We start from the raw sequence: 17,202 nt of genomic DNA, 5'->3' as shown, positions 1-17,202 counted from the left end.
ATGCGTGATCTGAGTGATTTCAAGGGATGCCCGGCGCCGCAGCCGGTGGTGCTGAAGGGTCGTTATGTGACGGCCGAGCCGTTTGATCGCGCAAAACATCTCGCAAAGCTCTGGGCCGCACTGGGCGGCGAGGGCGTGAATGCGCTTCTCAAATATTTCCCGCAAAGCGCCTTTCCTGGTGCCGATGCCTTTGGCGACTGGCTCATCGGCGCGGGTGAGAAGCTCAACTGGGTCACGCTCATCTTTATCGAAAACACCACCGGCGACGTCGTCGGCATGGCGAGCTACATGCGGCCCGATCCCGCCAATGGCGTGGTCGAGGTCGGTTCCGTCGCCCATGGCGCGAAGATGAAGCGCTCGCCCCTTGCGACGGAAGCCCATTACCTGATGGCGAAACATGTGTTCGAGGATCTGGGGTATCGCCGCTACGAGTGGAAGTGCCACAACGAAAACGAACCTTCCAAGATCACCGCGAAACGTTACGGCTTCAGCTTCGAGGGCGTTTTCCGCCAGCATATGATCTCGAAGGGTGAGAACCGCGATACGGCGTGGTTTTCGATGATCGACGGCGAATGGCCGCTGATCGGCAAGGCCTTCGAGGCCTGGCTTTCGCCGGAGAATTTTGCGGCCGATGGCACGCAGAAGCGCAAGCTCGAGGATATTCGCGCGGAGCTTGCTCATGCCGGGAAATGAGAAGCAAACGCCAGCGAAGAAGGATCGGTCGCCGGCCATTGCCGCCGCCGCCATCATCATCGGCTTCGGGCTGATATTCTTCATCATGCCGAAAATCATGCTGTGGCTGGGTGAATATTCGCCCTGGCTGGCGGCGGCCTTCGGCACGGTGGCGGTGCTGTGTTTCTTCCTGCTGTTCTGGCTGCGCGCGCGTTATCAGCGCCGCCGCGACGGTCAGGACTGAAGCGACGCGCCGAGCAGCATCAGGCCCATCAACAGCACGAACAGCGCGCCGGCGATTTCGATCGCGTGGCTGATGCTGGCTGCCTTGCGGCTGCCGGGGCCAGCGAAACGCACGGCGAGGCCCTTGGCCGACACGGCCATGGTGGCGAGCAGCGACACCGTGATGGCGGTGCCGAGCGACATGGCAAGCACGGAGAGCACGCCGCCGAGAAAAAGCCCGTTCAAAAGCGCGAAGCTCATGACGATGATTGCGCCCGAACAGGGGCGGAGCCCTACGGCGATGATGGCCGACCAGGCTTCCTGCAGGCTGAAATTCCGGCCCTTCAACAGCATGGGATCGGGCGCATGGGATTTGCCGCAGGCCGCGCAGAGATCACCGGTGCCGTCATGGTCGTGATCGGCAAAAACCGGTTTTCCCTGAAATCTGAGCCCCGTGCCCATGCCGGTGGTTCTGCCGGCCGGGGTTTCGCCCGCCGTGGCGAAGACGGCGACGGGTTCGCGCCGGATGCGCAGCGACCAGAGTTTTCGCACCAGAAGCCAGGCGCCGAACAGGGCGACCATGGCGAAACTGGCGATTTCCATCGCCTGCGTCGCTTTCGTCATGGTGATGGAGGTGCCGCGCAGCACGAGCCATGCGGCACCGACGAGGCCGATGGCGACGGCGCCCTGAATGAGCGCCGAGACGAAGGAAATGAGAATGCCGCGTTTCAGCTGCGTTTCATTGGCGATCATATATGACGAGATGACCGCCTTGCCGTGGCCGGGGCCGGCGGCATGGAAAACGCCATAGGCAAAAGAAAGGCCGATCAGCGAACCCAGCGCCCAGCCATCCTCACGCATGGCCTTCAACGCGCCGGTCAATGCGCGATAAAACATCTGCTGGTGCACATTGATCCATTGCATCAGCGGTCCAAACGGCCCGCCGACGGAAAAGGACGGCTCGGCCGAGCCGATGCCGAGCGGTGACTGCGCATGGGCGGCGCCGGCTGCCGCAAGCAGGCCGATGGCGACGGCGAAGAGGCTTGCCGTCAGGCCCGCCCTGCGGCTCAGCATGTCACCTCCAGCCGGGTGGCGAAGAGCTTGGTCATGTCGGTGCCGGTCGGGTCGTTGAAGAAGGCATCGGTGAGCGTGCCCTGGTTCTGCGAAATCACCTCGTCGGGATCGGGCCGGACGATATGGTGTTTGCAGGCATTGAGGTCCTTGCCTTCGGTGGCGATATCACCGTCCTTGGCGAAGTCGATCGCCGTATACATGGTCGGATCCCAGGCGCCGAAACTCAGCTTGCCCTTGATGGCGAGAGGTTTGTTCGGCTTCACGGAAAAGAACATCAGGATCTGCTGATCCTTGTAATCGACGTGAATGGCGTCGGGTTTTCCGAACTCCACCGGTTTTCCATTGGCGGTGATGAAGGTGTAATAGGAATATTCGGCAAGCGATTCCAGAACCGTATTGCCGATATCGGCGAGCTCGTCCTTGTCCAGCTTCAGATCGCTGTTCTTGTCGTAATCCATCACCACGCTTGCCGAGAACATCTCGTCGAAACGCCAGATGTTGCGCACTTCCTGAACGGTGCCGTTCGGTCCCTCGACAATTTCCATGCGCGCTTCGGCAAAGATATGCGGATGCGCGGAGGCCGCGACGGGAATGCAGGCAAGGCCGGCCGCGAGGAGCAAAAATCGTCTGTTCATTATCCGGTCTGTCCTGCCTTCGAATCTCGACGGCCCGACTGTAACAGAAAATGGGACCGAATTTCGACCTGCCGTGCCGTTTGATGCGTCGCGCGGGCGGGGCGGTCTATCTCAGAAGGTGCCGCTGAAACGGGAGGTGATGCTGGAGCCGCTATAGGAGAAGTCGGTGTCCCGCTCGCCATGCAGAAGACGGTTGAATTCCACTTCCAGCTTGCTGTTCTTACCGGTGTCGAAAGACAGCGTGGCGACCAATCGGCGCTCGCTGCTGTCATAGTTATAATAGATCCAGTCCTTGTGGACACGGTGCAGGGCAAGATCGAGCCCCACTTTCTCGGAAAGCCTGCTTTTTACGACGAATTGCCAGCGGCGGTGAAATTCGGCAATGGGATCATCCGGATCGAAAAGCGCGTAATCCTGCGAAAAGCCGACGCCGAAGGCGATGCGGTCGGTGGCCTTCATCTCCGCTTCCGCCCTGAGATAGGGCCGCGAGCGTTTCACCTTGTCGCTGATCTCGTCACCGGCGATGGTCGTCAGGCCCGCTTCGGCCAGAACCGCGAAACGGTCGGAGAACCTGTAGCCATAGGCCAAAGAACCGCGCAGCGTATTGGCCTGGAACCGCTCATATTTCTCCCGCTGCCCTTGCGGCACGAGAATGCGGTCATAGGCAATCGTCAATCCGGCTTCGCCGCCGGTCAGCGGCCGCTCATATTCGGCCTTGAGGGACAGAAGCGCCTCGTTGGCCTCCAGCCGCGTGGGCTCGAAATAGGCCGGGCGGAAACGCGCCTTGCCCTTCATCAGGCTGGCAAGGCTCGCCGTCAGCGTGGTCTTGCCGCCAAGCGCAAGCAGGCCGAGCCGGGAAGAGGCCTCCAGCTTGTGATCCAGCTGCCGGTAGCCGATGTCTTCCTCGGGCAGATGCAGGAATATATCGCCGGCATCGCTGCGGGTGCCGCGCAGTTCCACGGCCCATTCCAGCTTTTCGGAGAAGCGTTTCGTCAGCCCCAGCGAGGCGATGGTATTATGTTCGTTGGCGAAACGGTAGCGGGGCAGGCGGACTTCCTCCTGTTCCAGCGAATAACGCAGCTCCGCCCCCTCCAATGCGATCTTGCCGTTGAGCCCAAAGCCGGCGCGCAGCGAAATTGCGCTCAACCGGTTGGTGTCGGCGAAATAATTGGTGTCATAGACGATACCGGATTTATAGGTGATGTTGTGCTCATCGGCCTTTTCACCCGCCCGCGCGCCGCAGGCGCAGGCAAGCCAAAGAACAAGCGCGATGTATCCCCCCAGCCGCATTCGCATCTCCGGTCTCTAATTAAGCAATATCTTATATTTGGATGGTTAATAAAGTTTCGCTGCGCCACTTTACTGTCGCGGCACGGGTGGTGACTGGAAATGTGCGGAAAGGGAGGGAAGATGCGGATGGATGGACTTTAAAATTTAATTAAAATTACAAGTATTAGTGTTAATCGTTTATTGTAATATTAGCCTTTGCTTGAATTAGAATCCTCTAAATATACAGTTCAGTTACGCCAGATGGCGTGATCAAACATAGAGGAGAGAGAAATGATTGCTAAATTTGCTTGTGTCGCCGCTATTCTTACTGTCGCTTCCGTTGGTCAGGCCAATGCGGGCGGTCTTCTGGGTGGCATCCTGTCCGGAAACAGCAACAAGGGCGGCGCACTTGTCGTCGTCTCGCCGAGCATCGATCTCGGTGTCAGCGGTATCCTGTCCAATAACGGGATTCTGAATGGCAACAAAACCGGTATCCTGAACGGTGTGCTGAACGGCAACAAGACCTCCGTTGATGTCATCGACAACAAGAATGACGGCGGCAAGAAGCGCCGGCACTAAGGGACGAAGAACGGGATGGCGAAACCGCTGGGCATTTCGCCATCCTGCTCCCATGGGGCAATTCGAAAACCGACAGGGGTTTTCGACGGAAACGATGCGCGTAGCGCATAAGCCGGAACACTCCCCGAGTTGCGTGTGTATGGCGCAGGGCGTGGCCGGCAAGAACAAACGGCGCATCGCATGACTGGAAGGGAGCCCCCCGAGGCTCCCTTTTTTTCGGCGTGGCCCGCCAGCGCGGTGCAACGACAGGCATGCATGCCGCGCCTGCCGGTCCGAGCGAGGGCGGGGATTGATCTGTCGGGAAATACGTATCGACAATTACTAATTTATTGCTTTATAAACTTAATAATATTTCGGATATTCAAGCCTTTATTTTTAAATACTTCAAATTTTCTGTTTTTGTTACTTGCTTTTAACCTTTGAATGTTTCCATTGCTACGTGCCTCCGACTCGCCATTTGCGATTGTGCTTTCGGTGGTGGGTTCGTTTGCGGCCCGCGTTTTGTCGGGCAAGGAAATTTTGAAGGAGTTATTTCATGTTGAAACAGTCATTTCTTGCACTTGCCGTGCTCGGCATTCTTTCCAGCGCGGCTGTTGCCGCTGATGCCGTGAGCGATGTTCCGGCGGCGCCGGTCGTCGATGATGGTGCGCCCTCCTTCTCCTGGGATGGTTTTTATGCCGGTGTTTCCGGAGGTTATGGCTGGAATCGGTTGAAGTCGACCGAAGGCGGCGATACCGCAAAGCATAGTTTCGACGGCGGACGTTTTGCAGGTTTCGCCGGTTATAATGCCGAGGTTGCACCGTCGGTCATTCTCGGCGTTGAGGGCGATCTCGGTTACGCCTGGGGCAAGAAGACCATCGAGCTCAGCAAGGTTTCCGCAGGCCTGAACGGCTCTGCCCGCCTGCGCGCCGGTTACGCCATGGACCGCGCGCTCATCTACACCGCCGGCGGTTACACCGCGACGGACAGCGAGATCAAGACACCCATCGGCAATGCCAGCAAGGTGCTGAATGGCTGGACGATCGGCGCGGGCATTGATTACGCTTTCACCGACAATGTCTTCGGCCGTCTCGAATATCGTTACAACGATTTCGGTAAGGAAACCTACACGGTCCAGGGCATTTCCGCCGATGGAAAGCTTAGCGACCACGTCGTTAATGTCGGCCTCGGCGTGAAGTTCTGATCCACGGCACGTCGGTCCCGCAGCAGGTGTCTGTCGCCACGGCGCCTGCACGGGGGCAGTCTCGCCGCAACATTGATTCCCCCGCTCGCCCGGTGGAAACCATCCTCCGGGCGGGCGGGGCCTCTGGTCCGCGTCGCGCCTGAAAGGTGACGTCTGGCCGTCAGTGAATGGCGGTTTGGTTTCATCCGGACACGAAACTGCGCCGCGTCCCTTCAGGCGGCCTTGAACAGCAGGCTGTTTTGGTGTGATGTTGGGCTTCAACCCACTGCCGTCTCCAGTCGATTCCCATGCTACAGAGAAGTACTTCGCCCGGCGCTTTTGATCGTCAGGCCTATATGATCGCGTTGCTGGTTTTCGTTGCCGGCAGCACCAATGCGGCCATCGTGCCGTTTATCGGTTTTTATATCATTCAGGTGCTTGGCCACCCGCCTGCTACGCTCGGTCTTTACAGCGTGACGGCGATGGTAGCGTCCATTGTGGCCAGTCGCCTTTATGGCGAAAGGGTGGATGCCGGGGTGCGGGTGCGGCCGCTGCTGTTGCTTTCCGCGCTCGGCGCCTTCGTTGCGGCGGCGGCTGCCAGTTTCGGGCATCTGGCGCTGCTGGTGGCGGTAACGGCGACGGGCATGGGGCTTTCCAACGCCGCCAGCACCCTCGTCTTCAGCTACGGGCGCTATCACGGGCGGGTGAAGGCACTCGATACGGCCTCCTATAACGCCTTCCTGCGGATGATGGTGTCGCTGGCTTGGATGCTGTTTCCGGCCGCCGCCTTTCTGATCGTCGATCTTGCCGGGGCGAAGGCCGTCTTCGCCAATGCCATGCTGATGACGGCGATCTGGGCCGGGCTGGCGCTTGCCATCGTGCCGCGCGGCCAGACCTGCCCGATGGAGCGGCGCGAGGACGGCGGAGCCGATGCCGGGCGTAACCTGCCGCTGTTGATGGCGGCGACGGCGAGTTTTTGCATGTCCTTCGCCCATGCGCTCTGCGCTTCGGCGCTGCCGGTGTTTCTGGTGCGCGAGGTCGGCCTGCCGGATTACGCGCCGGGCCTGTCGCTCAGCGTCAAATGTGCCATGGAGGTGTTGTTGATCCTGCTTGCGCCGCGGATGATGCGCCGGGTCAGCGCCCGGCTGCTTCTGTGCGTTGCGGCGGTGATGGCCATCATCGCCTTCAATGTCATCGCTTCGGTAACGACATTGCCGGCCATGCTGGTCGGTGCGGCCATGGAAGGGGCCTATTACGGCCTTTGCGCCGGCGCATCGCTGACCTTCGTGCAGGGCTTCGCGCGTGGCCGCATGGCGCGCGCAACGGCGCTCTACATGAATTCCATCTTCCTCGCCGCGCTTTTTGCGGTGCCGCTGATGGGCTTCGTGGCGCAATATGCAAGCTTCGGCGCGGCGATCCGGCTGGCTTCCGTCGGGGCCGGCGCGGCATTGCTGCTCTTGTTCCTGACGCGGCGGCAGGTGGCGGAATAGGGCAATCGCGCGGCTGTTTCGGCGCAATAATTGCGTCCAGGTAAGCACATAAATGCCGTTGCACGGGTTCTCTCACCGCATACGACGTAAAGATCTCGCTGCCGGTACGTCCTTGCTTCCGTCATGTCAGTCTTCAGCCGGCATGCAGCCGGTGCGGGTCTGCGCGGCGCGAAAAATCCTTTTCAGCCCAAGGACTTGGGCTGGCCGGATTCCGGCTCTAGGCCGGAATGACGGGCGCTTCCGTGCCTCACGCCGAAATATCGATAATTCCGCAATCGCCCGCTTCCGAGGCAAAGGCCAGAAGCTTGCCGGTGGCGCTCCAGTCCATGGCCGTGATGGCGCCCTTGCCGGGGCGGCGCAGCAGGGCTTCCTTGCCGTCGGCGAGCCGCACGCCGAGGATCATGCCGTCGATGAAACCGATGGCGAGCACGTCTTCCACCGGGTGGAAGGCGACATTGGTGACCATGATATTGGCGCGGCTGCCGAGTTCTTCCGGTGCCTTGCCCATCGGGCCGTCCTTGCCGGCAAACGGCCAGACGATGGCGGCCGGCGCGCCGGAGGAGGCGAGCCATTTGCCCTTTGCCGACCAGGACACGGATTTGACCTTGGCGGGGTAACCCGTCATGCGCATGTGGCGGGCTTCCATGCCGCCCTTGGTGGCTTCCATTTTCCAGCCATGCAGGGCGTTTTCCTGCATGGTGGTGACGAGGAACTTGCCGTCGGGCGAGAAGGTGACGCCGGTATGGGCCCCCTTCCATTCCAGATCGACGGGATCGCCGGCGGTCGCCACCCAGTGCAGCGTCACGCCGTTATAACGGGCAACGGCAATGCGCAGGCCCTTCGGCGCAAAGGCGATTGCCTCCACCGTGCGTTCTTCCTTGAATTCCTTGACCGTGCCATCCGAAAGCCGCACGAAGCTGGACTTGCCGACGCCATAAGCGACCGCCTTCTGCGGTCCGCCGGCAACGACACCCACCCATTTGCGCGGCACATTGGCAATTTCGCTGATGCTGCCATCATGGCCGATGCGCAGCACGCGCCCGTCTTCACCGCCGGAAAGCAGTGTGGCGCTGTAGGGATCGCGTACGCAGGTCAAAAGCCCGTCATGCGCCTGCGTCACCTTCTCGCCGCCATCCAGCCGGTGAATGGTGCCGGCGGCGGTGGCAAACAGCGGAATGTCGCCGAGAAAATGGGTCGAGACCACGTGGCCTTCGATATCAAGCGGGGCAACAGTCGGCATGGGGCATCGGTCTTTCGTATCTGTGTCTGATGGGACGACATCGTGTCGGCCCGGCGGTCGCCATAGTTCTATGAGGATTGTTTGCGTCCGTCGAGTCGTAAGTCTTATCCGTCATTCCGGTGATCGGCCAGAAGCCGAAACGATCAAGTCATTGATTAGGAAAGGCTTATCACTCGTGGCACGGATGCGCCGCGGCGAAACCCCGGCTCAAGGCCGGGGTGACGGAGGCGAAAGTATCAGGCCGTCGCGAGGCAGGCGTTGAAGCTCTTTTCCAGCTTCTCGCGGTCCAGCTCGCGGCCGATGAAGACGAGGCGGCTTTCGCGCTTTTCATCTTCCTTCCACGGGCGCTGGTGATCGCCCTCGATGATCATGTGCACACCCTGCACCACGTAACGTTCCGCATCACCCTTGAAGGCGATGATGCCCTTGAGGCGCAGGATGTTCGGGCCATCGGTCTGGGTGACCTTCTGGATCCACGGGAAGAACCGCTCGGGGTTCATCTCGCCGCCGCGCAGCGAAACCGACTGCACCGTCACATCATGGATCGGGGAGGCCGCGCCGTGGTGGTGATCGTGGCCATGGTCGTGATCATGGTGATGATGCCCGTGATCATGGTCGTGGTCGTGATGATGATTGTGGTCATGGTCGTGGTGATGATGATCGCAATCGGGGCCACAGGCATGATCCTCATGTCCGTGCTCGAGGAAATGCGGATCGTTTTCCAGCGCGCGTTCCAGATTGAAGGCACCCTGGTCGAGAACCCGGGCGAGATCGACGCCGGAACGGGTGGTCTTGTAGATGCGGGCGGAAGGATTGATGGCGCGGACGATATCCTCGATGCGGGCCACTTCCTCCGGCGAAACGAGGTCGGTCTTGTTGACGACGACGACATCGGCAAAGGCGATCTGGTCTTCGGCCTCGCGGCTGTCCTTCAGGCGCAGCGGCAGGTGCTTGGCGTCAACGAGGGCAACGACGGCATCAAGCTCGGTCTTGGCGCGCACATCGTCATCCATGAAGAAGGTCTGGGCAACGGGCACCGGATCGGCAAGGCCTGTCGTCTCGACGATAATGCCGTCGAAGCGGCCCGGACGGCGCATCAGGCCTTCCACGACGCGGATCAGGTCGCCGCGCACGGTGCAGCACACGCAGCCATTGTTCATTTCGTAGATTTCTTCATCAGACTCGACGATCAGATCGTTGTCGATGCCGATCTCGCCGAATTCATTGACGATGACAGCGTATTTCTTGCCGTGGTTCTCGGAGAGGATACGGTTGAGAAGCGTCGTCTTGCCGGCGCCGAGATATCCCGTCAGGACGGTGACTGGAATGGGCTTGGCTATAGCTGTTTCGGTCATGGAAAACCCCGCGTGGAGAGAGGCCGGCAGGCCTCAGGAAGATGTGTCGTCGTCCATATAGGCGCGACGTCCGGGCAGTTCAAAGAGATTTTGGCCGAATTCGGCCATCGCACTCAAATTTTGTTATGAAATAACGTTATGTCAAAAGCGTGGACATCTTCAAGCAGTTCGAGAAGGCCGTTGACGGCATGGGAAATGAGCCTTTCGCCCTTTTCCGCAGTAGCGGCGGCGGCGTTTCCGGCAACGCCATCTGCGTTGAGATCGCTCATCAGCCAGCCGAAGGCATGCGGGCCATAGGCGCGCAGATGGCTGAAGCGCTTTGCGAAATCGCTCTGGCGCGAAGGGAAATTCGCGGCCTTTGCCATCGCCACACGTTCGGGATGAAGCGCCAGCATGACGGATGTTTCTATATCGCCGCCATGGATATCGACCGCCTTGTCCTCCGGCCTCACGATATCGGCCGGCACACCGAAGCGGGTCCAGCTGGTGGCGACCGCCAGCATGCCGAAACGGGCACGGGCTTCGGTGGCGACGATGGTCATCAGCGGTGAATTGCCGCCATGGGCGTTCAGCATCACGAATTTGCGCACGCCTTTTTCATATTCGGCCTTCGCAATGCCGAGCCAGCGCTCGATGGCTTCGTCGTAACGCAGCGTCTTCGTGCCCGGCACATCCATGTGCTCGATTGAATAACCGACGGGCTCCACCGGCAGGAAGGAAACCGGAAGATGAGTCGGCAAAACGGCGGCGAGGCGGGAGACGATGCCCGCCGCAATCAGCGTATCGGTCTCGAAGGGCAGGTGCGGGCCATGCTGTTCGTGTGCGCCGAGCGGCAGGACGGAAATTGCAGCTGTTGCGCGAAGATGAGGGTCTGTTACGTTTTCGTCGTGATAATGCGTGTATGAGTTTGGCATCTGGCAGTCCGCGCGTGCATTCGGTAAGGATTTCCAGCAACATATATCGGTTCCGCCACAGGGTAAAAGGCACTCGCATATGAGCAAGGACAAATCCGGGCATAAGGACAAAGGCGCCAAGAAGGAAAAGGGCAGCAAGAAGGTAAAGGACGCCAAAAAAAGGGATGAGAATTTCAACCCCGAGGAACTGGCGCAATCCATCACCCAGGCCGCCCGCTCCATGCGCACGGCGCTGAGCCACAGCCTTTCCGAAAGCGGGCTTTATGCCGGGCAGGACGGCGTTATCCTGGCGCTGGCGCAGGAAGGCAGCCTGACACCGGGGCAGATCGCCCAGAAACTCGGTGTCAAGGCACCGACCATGACGCGCACCATCGGCCGCATGGAAGCCCAGGGTTTCGTGGAACGCAGCGGTGACGACGAGGACGGTCGTGTGACGCTGGTGAAGCTGACGGAGGCCGGGCTGAAGAGCGTCGACCACATCAACACGTCCATTGCGGATTGCGGGGCAAGGGCCATAGAGGGACTTTCGGCCAAGGATATTCGCAACGTCGTTAAACTTCTCAAGGCAATCGACGCCAATCTTCAATAATTTGTTGAAATTTTTAAATGTGCCCTCTGTTTTTATGGGTATTCCTTAAACGGGTTGCGGATTTTGTTTAAATTGTTTAATTGCGATTTAAACAGGGACATCCGTCGCTGACATGCGTTTGGGGAGGAATGCCATGGCACAAAAGGTTAAACTGTCGACGATTGCTGAAAGCCTCGGTCTTTCGACCGCCACGATTTCGCTGGCATTGCGCGACAGTCCGCTGGTTGCTTCCGATACGCGCGACAAGATCAAGGAACAGGCGCGGGCGCTGGGTTATATCTACAACCGCCGCGCCGCCAGCCTGCGCACCTCGCGCTCCGGCATTGTCGGCGTGGTGTTCCATGATGTGATGAACCCGTTCTATGGCGAAATCCTGAAAGCCATCGAAAGCGAGCTGGACCGCAGCCGCCAGACCTTCATTCTTTCCAACCATTATGATTCGGTGGAAAAACAGCGCACCTTCATTGAAACGCTGCTGCAGCTCGGCTCCGACGGCATCATCATGTCGCCGGCTATCGGCACGCCGATAGAGGACATGACGCTTGCCGAAGAAAACGGCATGCCGGCCATCCTCGTGGCACGCTCCCTGGATGGTGTCGACATGCCCACCTACCGCGGCGACGACAGCTACGGCATTTCGCTCGCCACCAACCATCTTATCAGCCTTGGCCATCGCACCATCGCCATGGTGGGCGGCACCGACCAGACATCGACCGGGCGTGACCGTTACCAGGGTTATGTCAACGCATTGCGCAAGGCCGGCATCGAGGTCGATCCCAATCTGCGCATTCCCGGCCCGCGTTCCAAGCAGGGTGGCTTTGAAGCGGCAGTGCATTTCCTCTCCCTGCCTCAGAAGCCCACGGCTGCCGTCTGCTGGAACGATCTCGTCGCCATCGGTCTCATGAACGGTATTTCCCGCGCCGGTCTGGTGCCGGGCGTCGATATTTCCGTCACCGGCTATGACGATCTGGAGGAGGCGGCAATCGCCACTCCCGCGCTGACCACCGTTTCCAACGGCCAGGCCGAGGTCGGGCGCTTGGCGGCGCGTGCGCTGCTGGACCGGCTGGCGGGCAGCCATGAGCCGGATGGCATTCACCTCATCAAGCCGGAAATGCGTATCCGGCAATCGACCGGGCCGGTGCGGCCGCGGGTGTGAGTATATCGCTCCGGGGCATGGATGCGGCAGGCTGCATGTTCCTGATCGTTCACGATGTTTCCTCCTTCCGTCATTCCGGCCTTGAGCCGGAATCCAGCCACCGCGTGTCTACGCGGTGAAAAGACCTCTCAGCCCAAGGACTTGGGCTGGCTGGATGCCGGTTCGGGTCCGGCATGACGGCCTTGCAAGTGCCGCAAAAAAATCGGCATGACGGTAGCGGACGCGTCAAAAAAATCGGCATGAAACTTCGATCTGCCCCCATAACATCCCCTTATTGCCCTTTTCACGGCCGCCGTTGTTTGAAAAGATCGCCGCCCAGAGGAGCGGTTCGCCTGCAACCCGCTCCGGCTATCGGAATGTTATCTGGAGGAATATCCACCCATGTCTGACAAAAAGGCCGTCGTTCTCGTTCCCGGCAAGATAAACCCGCGCGTTCTCGAACGCCTCGAAGGCAAGGTCGAGATCGTTGCCGTGCCTGCCGGTGCCGAGCCGGTTCTGCCCGAGGGTGCGGCCGCGCGCATCAATGCCATCGCCGTTTCCGGCGTGGTCAATGCCAAATGGATCGATGCGCTGCCGAAGCTCGAGATCATCGCCAATTTCGGCGTGGGTTATGACGGCGTTGACGCCAAACACGCCGCCACACGCGGCATCGTGGTGACGAATACGCCCGATGTGCTGAACGACGAAGTGGCCGATACGACGATTGCGCTGTTGATCAACACCGTGCGCCGGCTCTATCAGGCCGAGACCTGGCTGCGCGATGGCAAATGGGTTGGCGAAGGGCCGTTTGCGCTCTCGCCATTCTCGCTGCGCGGCCGCAAGGTCGGCCTCTTCGGCATGGGCCGCATCGGCCAGGAAATCGCCAAGCGGCTCGAGCCTTTCAAGGTGGAGATCGGTTATCACACCCGCAGCAAGCGTGAGGAACTCTCCTACACCTATTACAGCTCGCTGAAGGAGATGGCTGAGGCCGTCGATACGCTGATCTGCATCGTGCCCGGCACGCCGGAAACGCACAAGGCGATCAATGCCGAAATCCTGACGGCGCTCGGGCCTGAGGGCGTGTTCATCAATGTCGGCCGAGGTTCCAGCGTCGATGAGGATGCGCTTCTGCAGGCGCTTAAGAGCGGCGTTTTGGGTGCTGCCGGTCTCGATGTGTTCTATGCCGAGCCGAAGGTGCCGGAAGCGTTTCTTGCGTTGCCGAATGTCTCCCTGCTGCCGCATGTCGCCTCCGCCTCGATCCCGACGCGCAACGCCATGGCCGATCTGGTGGCGGATAATATTCTCGGCTGGTTCAGGGACGGCACGGTGCTGACACCGGTGCCGGAAACGCCGGTCAAGGGGTGAGGCTTTTGGCAAGCCCTGACCCATCACCCTTTGGTGAGGCGAATGGCTTTGCCCGCTCACAAACCCCGCGCACCGTCACCCCGGACTTGATCCTGGGTCCAGCGCGATCAAGTCCTTGATCGCCAAAGACTCTGTTCACGGCGCAGACGCGCCGTGGCTGGATGCCGGATCAAGTCCGGCATGACGGAAGGGAGGTTTGTGATGACGGCGGCTAACTCCGCGCGGCATCCGCGCCTATTCCGCAACCTCCTCTGTCCCCACCCAGCGCCCTTCGGCAAACGACCGGGCCATGGCGTGAATGCTGCGCTCGATCTTCAGCCCTTCCTCGAAGTCGATGATATGGGCCTTCTTGCCCTCAATCGCCGCAATCAGCTCCCGGCATTCGATGACCTTCAGGTCGTTGAAGCCGAGGCCGTGGCCGGGGGCGGGGATGAAGCGGTCATAGGGCTTGTGATGGGGGGCGGTGAGGATGGTTCGGAAACCCTGTTCTTCCGGGCGTCCATCCGTGGTGTAAAGCTGGAACTCGTTCATCCGCTCCTGATCGAACAGAATCGAGCCTGTTGAGCCATAGATCTGGATGGCGATGCGGCCCTTGCGGCCCCAGGCGGAGCGGTTGGCGATGAGCACGGCGGAAATGCCGCCTTCAAGCTTCAGGAGAACGCTGGCGAGATCATGTGTCTCGACCGCGCGCTCGCCACCGCCGGCAAGCGGGCGGGTCTTGTAAGGTTTCACCATGTCCGTGATGGCGCTTTGTGCGTGACCGAAGAGGGCATAGAGCAATGACAGCGGGTGCACGGCAAAATCATCCAGCGCGCCGTAACCGGAGGACGCTTCGCTCTTCCAGTAGAAAGGCTGGGTGGCATCGGCCATGAAGTCCTCGTCCATTTCGGCGCGGACGTGATAGACGTTGCCGATCGCGCCTTCGTCGATCAGGCGGCGGATATGGCGGATGACGGGGTTCTGAATGTAGTTGTAACCCATCGCCGCTGCCTTGCCGGACCGGCGGGCCGCATCGCGCATCTTCACCGCATCGGCAAAGGCGGGCGCCATCGGTTTTTCGCACCAGACATGTTTGCCGGCCTCAAGGGCGGCAATGGCCATTTCCGGGTGGAAGGCGTTCGGCGTGGTGACCGAGATGACGTCGATCTCGGGATCGGAAAGCAGGTCGCGCCAGTTGCCTGTCGAGCGGGCAAAACCGAACTCGGCGGCTTTCTTGGCCGCCAGCTCCGGGTTGACTTCCGCGAGCGTCACGAGGCGGGGGCGTTCCACATCGCCGAAGACGCTCGTGACGTTGTTCCACGCCAGCGCGTGGCATTTGCCCATGTAACCGGTGCCGATAAGGCCCACGCCAAGAGCGGCCATGGTATTCTCCTCCCGAGAATTTTAGAATGAAATCAATATTTTGAGCATTTTCTTAAATGCGGCGCGCGAAACAAAATCCCGCGTCCCTCATCCCTATGCTTGTCACAGGGGACCAGCCAGCCCAAGTCCTTGGGCTGGGTAGACTCTCCCCACCAACAGACACGCGCAGGTTGGATTCCTGTGACAAGCACAGGAATGAGGGAAGTGGATGCCTTACGGGTTATCCCGCTTGAAAATCCAGTCATGATCCGGGTGGTTCTTGAAACGCCATTTGCGCATCGGCCCCGCCATCACGTTCAGATAATACATCTCATAACCATAGGGCGCGCCGCAGGGGTGGTGGCCTTTGGGCACCAGCACGACATCGCCATCCGACACCGCCATCGTCTCATCAAGCGAGCCGTCCTCGGTGAAAACGCGCTGGAAACCGAAACCCTGCGCCGGGTTGAGGCGGTGATAATAGGTCTCTTCCAGATAGGTCATGTCGGGGTAGTTATCCTCGTCATGCCGGTGCGGCGGATAGGAGGACCAGTTGCCCGATGGCGTGAAGACTTCCGTTACCAGCAGGCTGTCGGCCACGTCGCGCTCCTCCATGGCGATGGGGAAGATGTAACGCGTATTGGCGCCCTTGCCGCGTTCCGTCAGTTGCACGCCATTGGGGCCGATCTGCTGTGCCTCGCGGCTGCCTTTTTCGCCGGGTGCGGTGCAGACGCCGACGGTGCAATCACTCGTGGCCGTCAGCGACCATTCGGAACCGGCCGGAACATAAACGCAATGTGGCGGCTTGCGCTCGAACACGTTCATGCGGTCGCCGAGTTCACCGAAATCCTTGCCGCCTGCGGAAATCGTCGCCTTGCCTTCGACCAGCACGAGGATGACTTCGGTATCGCCGGTGTTTTCCGCCGCCGTCTCGCCCGGTTTCAGGCGGTAGAGGCCGAAACCGACATAACCCCAATCCGCGCTTTGGGGCGTGATATCGTGCACCTTGCCGCTGGTCGCGACCGGCTTGCGCAGAAGTGAGGTCATGGTGGTGTTCCTTTTTGTAGGTAACGCAGACATGTCATTCAGTGGTTTTGCGTATTTCCGTCACCCCGGGGCTAGATCCGGGGTCCAGCCGACGCGCGTCTGCGCGGCGGAGAGGTTTTCAGCCCAGAGACTTGGGCAGGATGAATTCCGGCTCAAGGCCGGATGACGGGCGCGGGAAGGCCGCGTCCCGTTCGTCAGCTCAACTCAAGCAGCCTGAGCCTTGTCCAGCCCCGCCTCGCGTGCAAAAGCCTTCAGCGATTTCAGGCCCAGGCTCTGATATTCGAACGGATTGCGCACGTCCGGATCCTGCTCGGCCTCGATCACCAGCCAGCCGCTGTAACCATGCTCGGCCGCCACTTTCAGCACCGGCGGGAAGTTCACGCCGCCTTCGCTGTCGCCCGGCACGGTGAACACGCCGCGGCGAACGCCTTCGAGGAAGGAGAGCCGCTCGTTGCGTACCTGATCGGCAATGACCGGACGCACGTTCTTGGCATGGATATGGCCGACGCGACCCATATATTTCTGTGCGACGCGCACGGGATCGCCGCCACCGAACAGGCAATGGCCGGTATCGAGCAGCAGATGCGTCTTCGGGCCGGTGTGCTTCATCAGAAGGTCGATTTCCTCTTCGCTCTCCACCACCGTGCCCATGTGGTGGTGATAAACGAGGGTGATGCCCTGTTCGGCGGCAAAGGCGGCCAGTGCCTCGACGCCCGCACCGAACTTCGCCCAGTCCTCGGCCGCAAGGCGCGGACGGTCGACCAGCGCCGTGTCGTCAGCGCCGTGAATGGCGTTGGAGGTTTCGCAGACGATGATGACCTTCGAGCCCATGGCCTTCAAGAGATCAAGCGCTGGCTGCATGGCCTTCTTCTCGGATTCGATGTCGTCGGTCAGAAGGTTCAGTGAATGCCAGCCGGAGACGAAGGAGAGGCCGCGCGGCGAAAGCACGCCCTTCAGGCCTTCCGGCTCCGTCGGGAACTTGTGACCCTTCTCGATACCGTCGAAACCGATCTTGGCGGTTTCATCAAGGCATTGCTCCAGGCTGATATGGGCGCCGAGCGTGCGGTCATCGTCGTTGGACCAGGCAATCGGGTTGGTACCGTAACGGATCAT

The 17,202-nt window shown here is 60.3% G+C and carries 18 protein-coding genes; 9 read left to right on the top strand and 9 right to left on the bottom strand.

Features of this window, described 5'->3' with window-relative positions:
- Window positions 1-693, top strand: coding sequence for a GNAT family N-acetyltransferase (locus QD336_RS13815; protein ID WP_269345406.1), 693 nt, complete (start codon window positions 1-3; stop codon window positions 691-693).
- Window positions 680-916 (top strand): hypothetical protein, encoded by a 237-nt coding sequence (locus QD336_RS13810; protein ID WP_269345408.1) that lies wholly within the window; start codon window positions 680-682, stop codon window positions 914-916. Before QD336_RS13815 ends, QD336_RS13810 begins: the two co-directional genes overlap by 14 nt.
- On the opposite strand, the gene QD336_RS13805 is transcribed toward QD336_RS13810, so the two are convergent.
- The 3 genes from QD336_RS13805 to QD336_RS13795 all read right to left on the bottom strand — a co-directional run bounded on the left by QD336_RS13805 (window position 907) and on the right by QD336_RS13795 (window position 3,893).
- The gene (locus tag QD336_RS13805; protein WP_269345410.1) at window positions 907-1,968 is read right to left on the bottom strand and encodes a nickel/cobalt transporter; all 1,062 of its coding nucleotides are present in this window, start codon (window positions 1,966-1,968) and stop codon (window positions 907-909) included. The genes QD336_RS13810 and QD336_RS13805 overlap by 10 nt on opposite strands.
- Window positions 1,962-2,603 carry a DUF1007 family protein gene (locus tag QD336_RS13800; RefSeq protein ID WP_269345412.1) on the bottom strand — a complete coding sequence of 214 codons (642 nt, stop codon included), beginning with the start codon at window positions 2,601-2,603 and terminating at the stop codon, window positions 1,962-1,964. The genes QD336_RS13805 and QD336_RS13800 overlap by 7 nt, the downstream gene beginning before the upstream one ends.
- Before the next feature lie 111 nt (window positions 2,604-2,714).
- Entirely contained in the window at window positions 2,715-3,893 is a 1,179-nt protein-coding gene (locus QD336_RS13795; protein ID WP_269345413.1) for a hypothetical protein, read from the bottom strand.
- A 270-nt stretch (window positions 3,894-4,163) separates the two neighbouring features.
- Here QD336_RS13795 and QD336_RS13790 point away from each other — a divergent pair, with 270 nt between their 5' ends.
- From QD336_RS13790 to QD336_RS13780, 3 genes are all read left to right on the top strand, one after another.
- Window positions 4,164-4,451 carry a hypothetical protein gene (locus QD336_RS13790; RefSeq protein ID WP_004433441.1) on the top strand — a complete coding sequence of 96 codons (288 nt, stop codon included), beginning with the start codon at window positions 4,164-4,166 and terminating at the stop codon, window positions 4,449-4,451.
- 535 nt (window positions 4,452-4,986) lie between these two features.
- A complete protein-coding gene (locus QD336_RS13785) occupies window positions 4,987-5,634 on the top strand; it encodes an outer membrane protein (protein ID WP_269345415.1) in 648 nt (215 codons plus the stop codon).
- 287 nt (window positions 5,635-5,921) lie between these two features.
- On the top strand, window positions 5,922-7,103 hold the full coding sequence (locus QD336_RS13780; protein WP_269345417.1) for an MFS transporter: 1,182 nt from the start codon (window positions 5,922-5,924) through the stop codon (window positions 7,101-7,103).
- A gap of 247 nt (window positions 7,104-7,350) precedes the next feature.
- Here QD336_RS13780 and QD336_RS13775 read toward each other — a convergent pair whose 3' ends face one another.
- The 3 genes from QD336_RS13775 to QD336_RS13765 all read right to left on the bottom strand — a co-directional run bounded on the left by QD336_RS13775 (window position 7,351) and on the right by QD336_RS13765 (window position 10,612).
- A complete protein-coding gene (locus tag QD336_RS13775; RefSeq protein ID WP_269345419.1) occupies window positions 7,351-8,343 on the bottom strand; it encodes a WD40 repeat domain-containing protein in 993 nt (330 codons plus the stop codon).
- Window positions 8,344-8,579: 236 nt separating this feature from the next.
- A complete protein-coding gene (locus QD336_RS13770) occupies window positions 8,580-9,698 on the bottom strand; it encodes a CobW family GTP-binding protein (RefSeq protein WP_269345422.1) in 1,119 nt (372 codons plus the stop codon).
- A gap of 113 nt (window positions 9,699-9,811) precedes the next feature.
- Window positions 9,812-10,612, bottom strand: coding sequence for a creatininase family protein (locus QD336_RS13765; protein ID WP_269345424.1), 801 nt, complete (start codon window positions 10,610-10,612; stop codon window positions 9,812-9,814).
- Between the two features lie 79 nt (window positions 10,613-10,691).
- Between QD336_RS13765 and QD336_RS13760 the strand changes: the two genes are divergently transcribed.
- The 4 genes from QD336_RS13760 (at window position 10,692) to QD336_RS13745 (ending at window position 13,701) form a co-directional block, all read left to right on the top strand.
- Window positions 10,692-11,201 carry a MarR family winged helix-turn-helix transcriptional regulator gene (locus tag QD336_RS13760; RefSeq protein ID WP_269345426.1) on the top strand — a complete coding sequence of 170 codons (510 nt, stop codon included), beginning with the start codon at window positions 10,692-10,694 and terminating at the stop codon, window positions 11,199-11,201.
- A 133-nt stretch (window positions 11,202-11,334) separates the two neighbouring features.
- Window positions 11,335-12,357: a LacI family DNA-binding transcriptional regulator gene (locus QD336_RS13755; protein ID WP_003499171.1), complete on the top strand. Its 1,023-nt coding sequence runs from the start codon at window positions 11,335-11,337 to the stop codon at window positions 12,355-12,357.
- Entirely contained in the window at window positions 12,354-12,476 is a 123-nt protein-coding gene (locus tag QD336_RS13750) for a hypothetical protein (protein WP_499171083.1), read from the top strand. Before QD336_RS13755 ends, QD336_RS13750 begins: the two co-directional genes overlap by 4 nt.
- A gap of 262 nt (window positions 12,477-12,738) precedes the next feature.
- Window positions 12,739-13,701, top strand: coding sequence for a 2-hydroxyacid dehydrogenase (locus QD336_RS13745; RefSeq protein ID WP_269345429.1), 963 nt, complete (start codon window positions 12,739-12,741; stop codon window positions 13,699-13,701).
- 234 nt (window positions 13,702-13,935) lie between these two features.
- Here the strand turns inward: QD336_RS13745 and QD336_RS13740 are convergent, their stop codons facing one another.
- From QD336_RS13740 to iolE, 3 genes are all read right to left on the bottom strand, one after another.
- Window positions 13,936-15,063 (bottom strand): Gfo/Idh/MocA family protein, encoded by a 1,128-nt coding sequence (locus QD336_RS13740; protein WP_269345430.1) that lies wholly within the window; start codon window positions 15,061-15,063, stop codon window positions 13,936-13,938.
- A 213-nt stretch (window positions 15,064-15,276) separates the two neighbouring features.
- Window positions 15,277-16,089, bottom strand: coding sequence for a 5-deoxy-glucuronate isomerase (gene iolB / locus QD336_RS13735; protein WP_269345432.1), 813 nt, complete (start codon window positions 16,087-16,089; stop codon window positions 15,277-15,279).
- A 204-nt stretch (window positions 16,090-16,293) separates the two neighbouring features.
- The gene (gene iolE / locus QD336_RS13730; RefSeq protein WP_269345434.1) at window positions 16,294-17,202 is read right to left on the bottom strand and encodes a myo-inosose-2 dehydratase; all 909 of its coding nucleotides are present in this window, start codon (window positions 17,200-17,202) and stop codon (window positions 16,294-16,296) included.

This window comes from Rhizobium sp. BR 250 (assembly GCF_047445855.1).
Lineage (GTDB): Bacteria > Pseudomonadota > Alphaproteobacteria > Rhizobiales > Rhizobiaceae > Agrobacterium > Agrobacterium tumefaciens_I.
This window is presented reverse-complemented; position numbering and strand designations above follow the sequence as displayed.

Excerpts from the sequence above, each read along its gene's own strand:
- QD336_RS13815 (WP_269345406.1), top strand. The coding sequence starts at position 1 with ATGCGTGATCTGAGTGATTTCAAGGGATGCCCGGCGCCGCAGCCGGTG.
- QD336_RS13810 (WP_269345408.1), top strand. The coding sequence starts at position 680 with ATGCCGGGAAATGAGAAGCAAACGCCAGCGAAGAAGGATCGGTCGCCG.
- QD336_RS13805 (WP_269345410.1), bottom strand. The coding sequence starts at position 1,968 with ATGCTGAGCCGCAGGGCGGGCCTGACGGCAAGCCTCTTCGCCGTCGCC.
- QD336_RS13800 (WP_269345412.1), bottom strand. The coding sequence starts at position 2,603 with ATGAACAGACGATTTTTGCTCCTCGCGGCCGGCCTTGCCTGCATTCCC.
- QD336_RS13795 (WP_269345413.1), bottom strand. The coding sequence starts at position 3,893 with ATGCGGCTGGGGGGATACATCGCGCTTGTTCTTTGGCTTGCCTGCGCC.
- QD336_RS13790 (WP_004433441.1), top strand. The coding sequence starts at position 4,164 with ATGATTGCTAAATTTGCTTGTGTCGCCGCTATTCTTACTGTCGCTTCC.
- QD336_RS13785 (WP_269345415.1), top strand. The coding sequence starts at position 4,987 with ATGTTGAAACAGTCATTTCTTGCACTTGCCGTGCTCGGCATTCTTTCC.
- QD336_RS13780 (WP_269345417.1), top strand. The coding sequence starts at position 5,922 with ATGCTACAGAGAAGTACTTCGCCCGGCGCTTTTGATCGTCAGGCCTAT.
- QD336_RS13775 (WP_269345419.1), bottom strand. The coding sequence starts at position 8,343 with ATGCCGACTGTTGCCCCGCTTGATATCGAAGGCCACGTGGTCTCGACC.
- QD336_RS13770 (WP_269345422.1), bottom strand. The coding sequence starts at position 9,698 with ATGACCGAAACAGCTATAGCCAAGCCCATTCCAGTCACCGTCCTGACG.
- QD336_RS13765 (WP_269345424.1), bottom strand. The coding sequence starts at position 10,612 with ATGCCAAACTCATACACGCATTATCACGACGAAAACGTAACAGACCCT.
- QD336_RS13760 (WP_269345426.1), top strand. The coding sequence starts at position 10,692 with ATGAGCAAGGACAAATCCGGGCATAAGGACAAAGGCGCCAAGAAGGAA.
- QD336_RS13755 (WP_003499171.1), top strand. The coding sequence starts at position 11,335 with ATGGCACAAAAGGTTAAACTGTCGACGATTGCTGAAAGCCTCGGTCTT.
- QD336_RS13745 (WP_269345429.1), top strand. The coding sequence starts at position 12,739 with ATGTCTGACAAAAAGGCCGTCGTTCTCGTTCCCGGCAAGATAAACCCG.
- QD336_RS13740 (WP_269345430.1), bottom strand. The coding sequence starts at position 15,063 with ATGGCCGCTCTTGGCGTGGGCCTTATCGGCACCGGTTACATGGGCAAA.
- iolB (WP_269345432.1), bottom strand. The coding sequence starts at position 16,089 with ATGACCTCACTTCTGCGCAAGCCGGTCGCGACCAGCGGCAAGGTGCAC.
- iolE (WP_269345434.1), bottom strand. The coding sequence starts at position 17,202 with ATGATCCGTTACGGTACCAACCCGATTGCCTGGTCCAACGACGATGAC.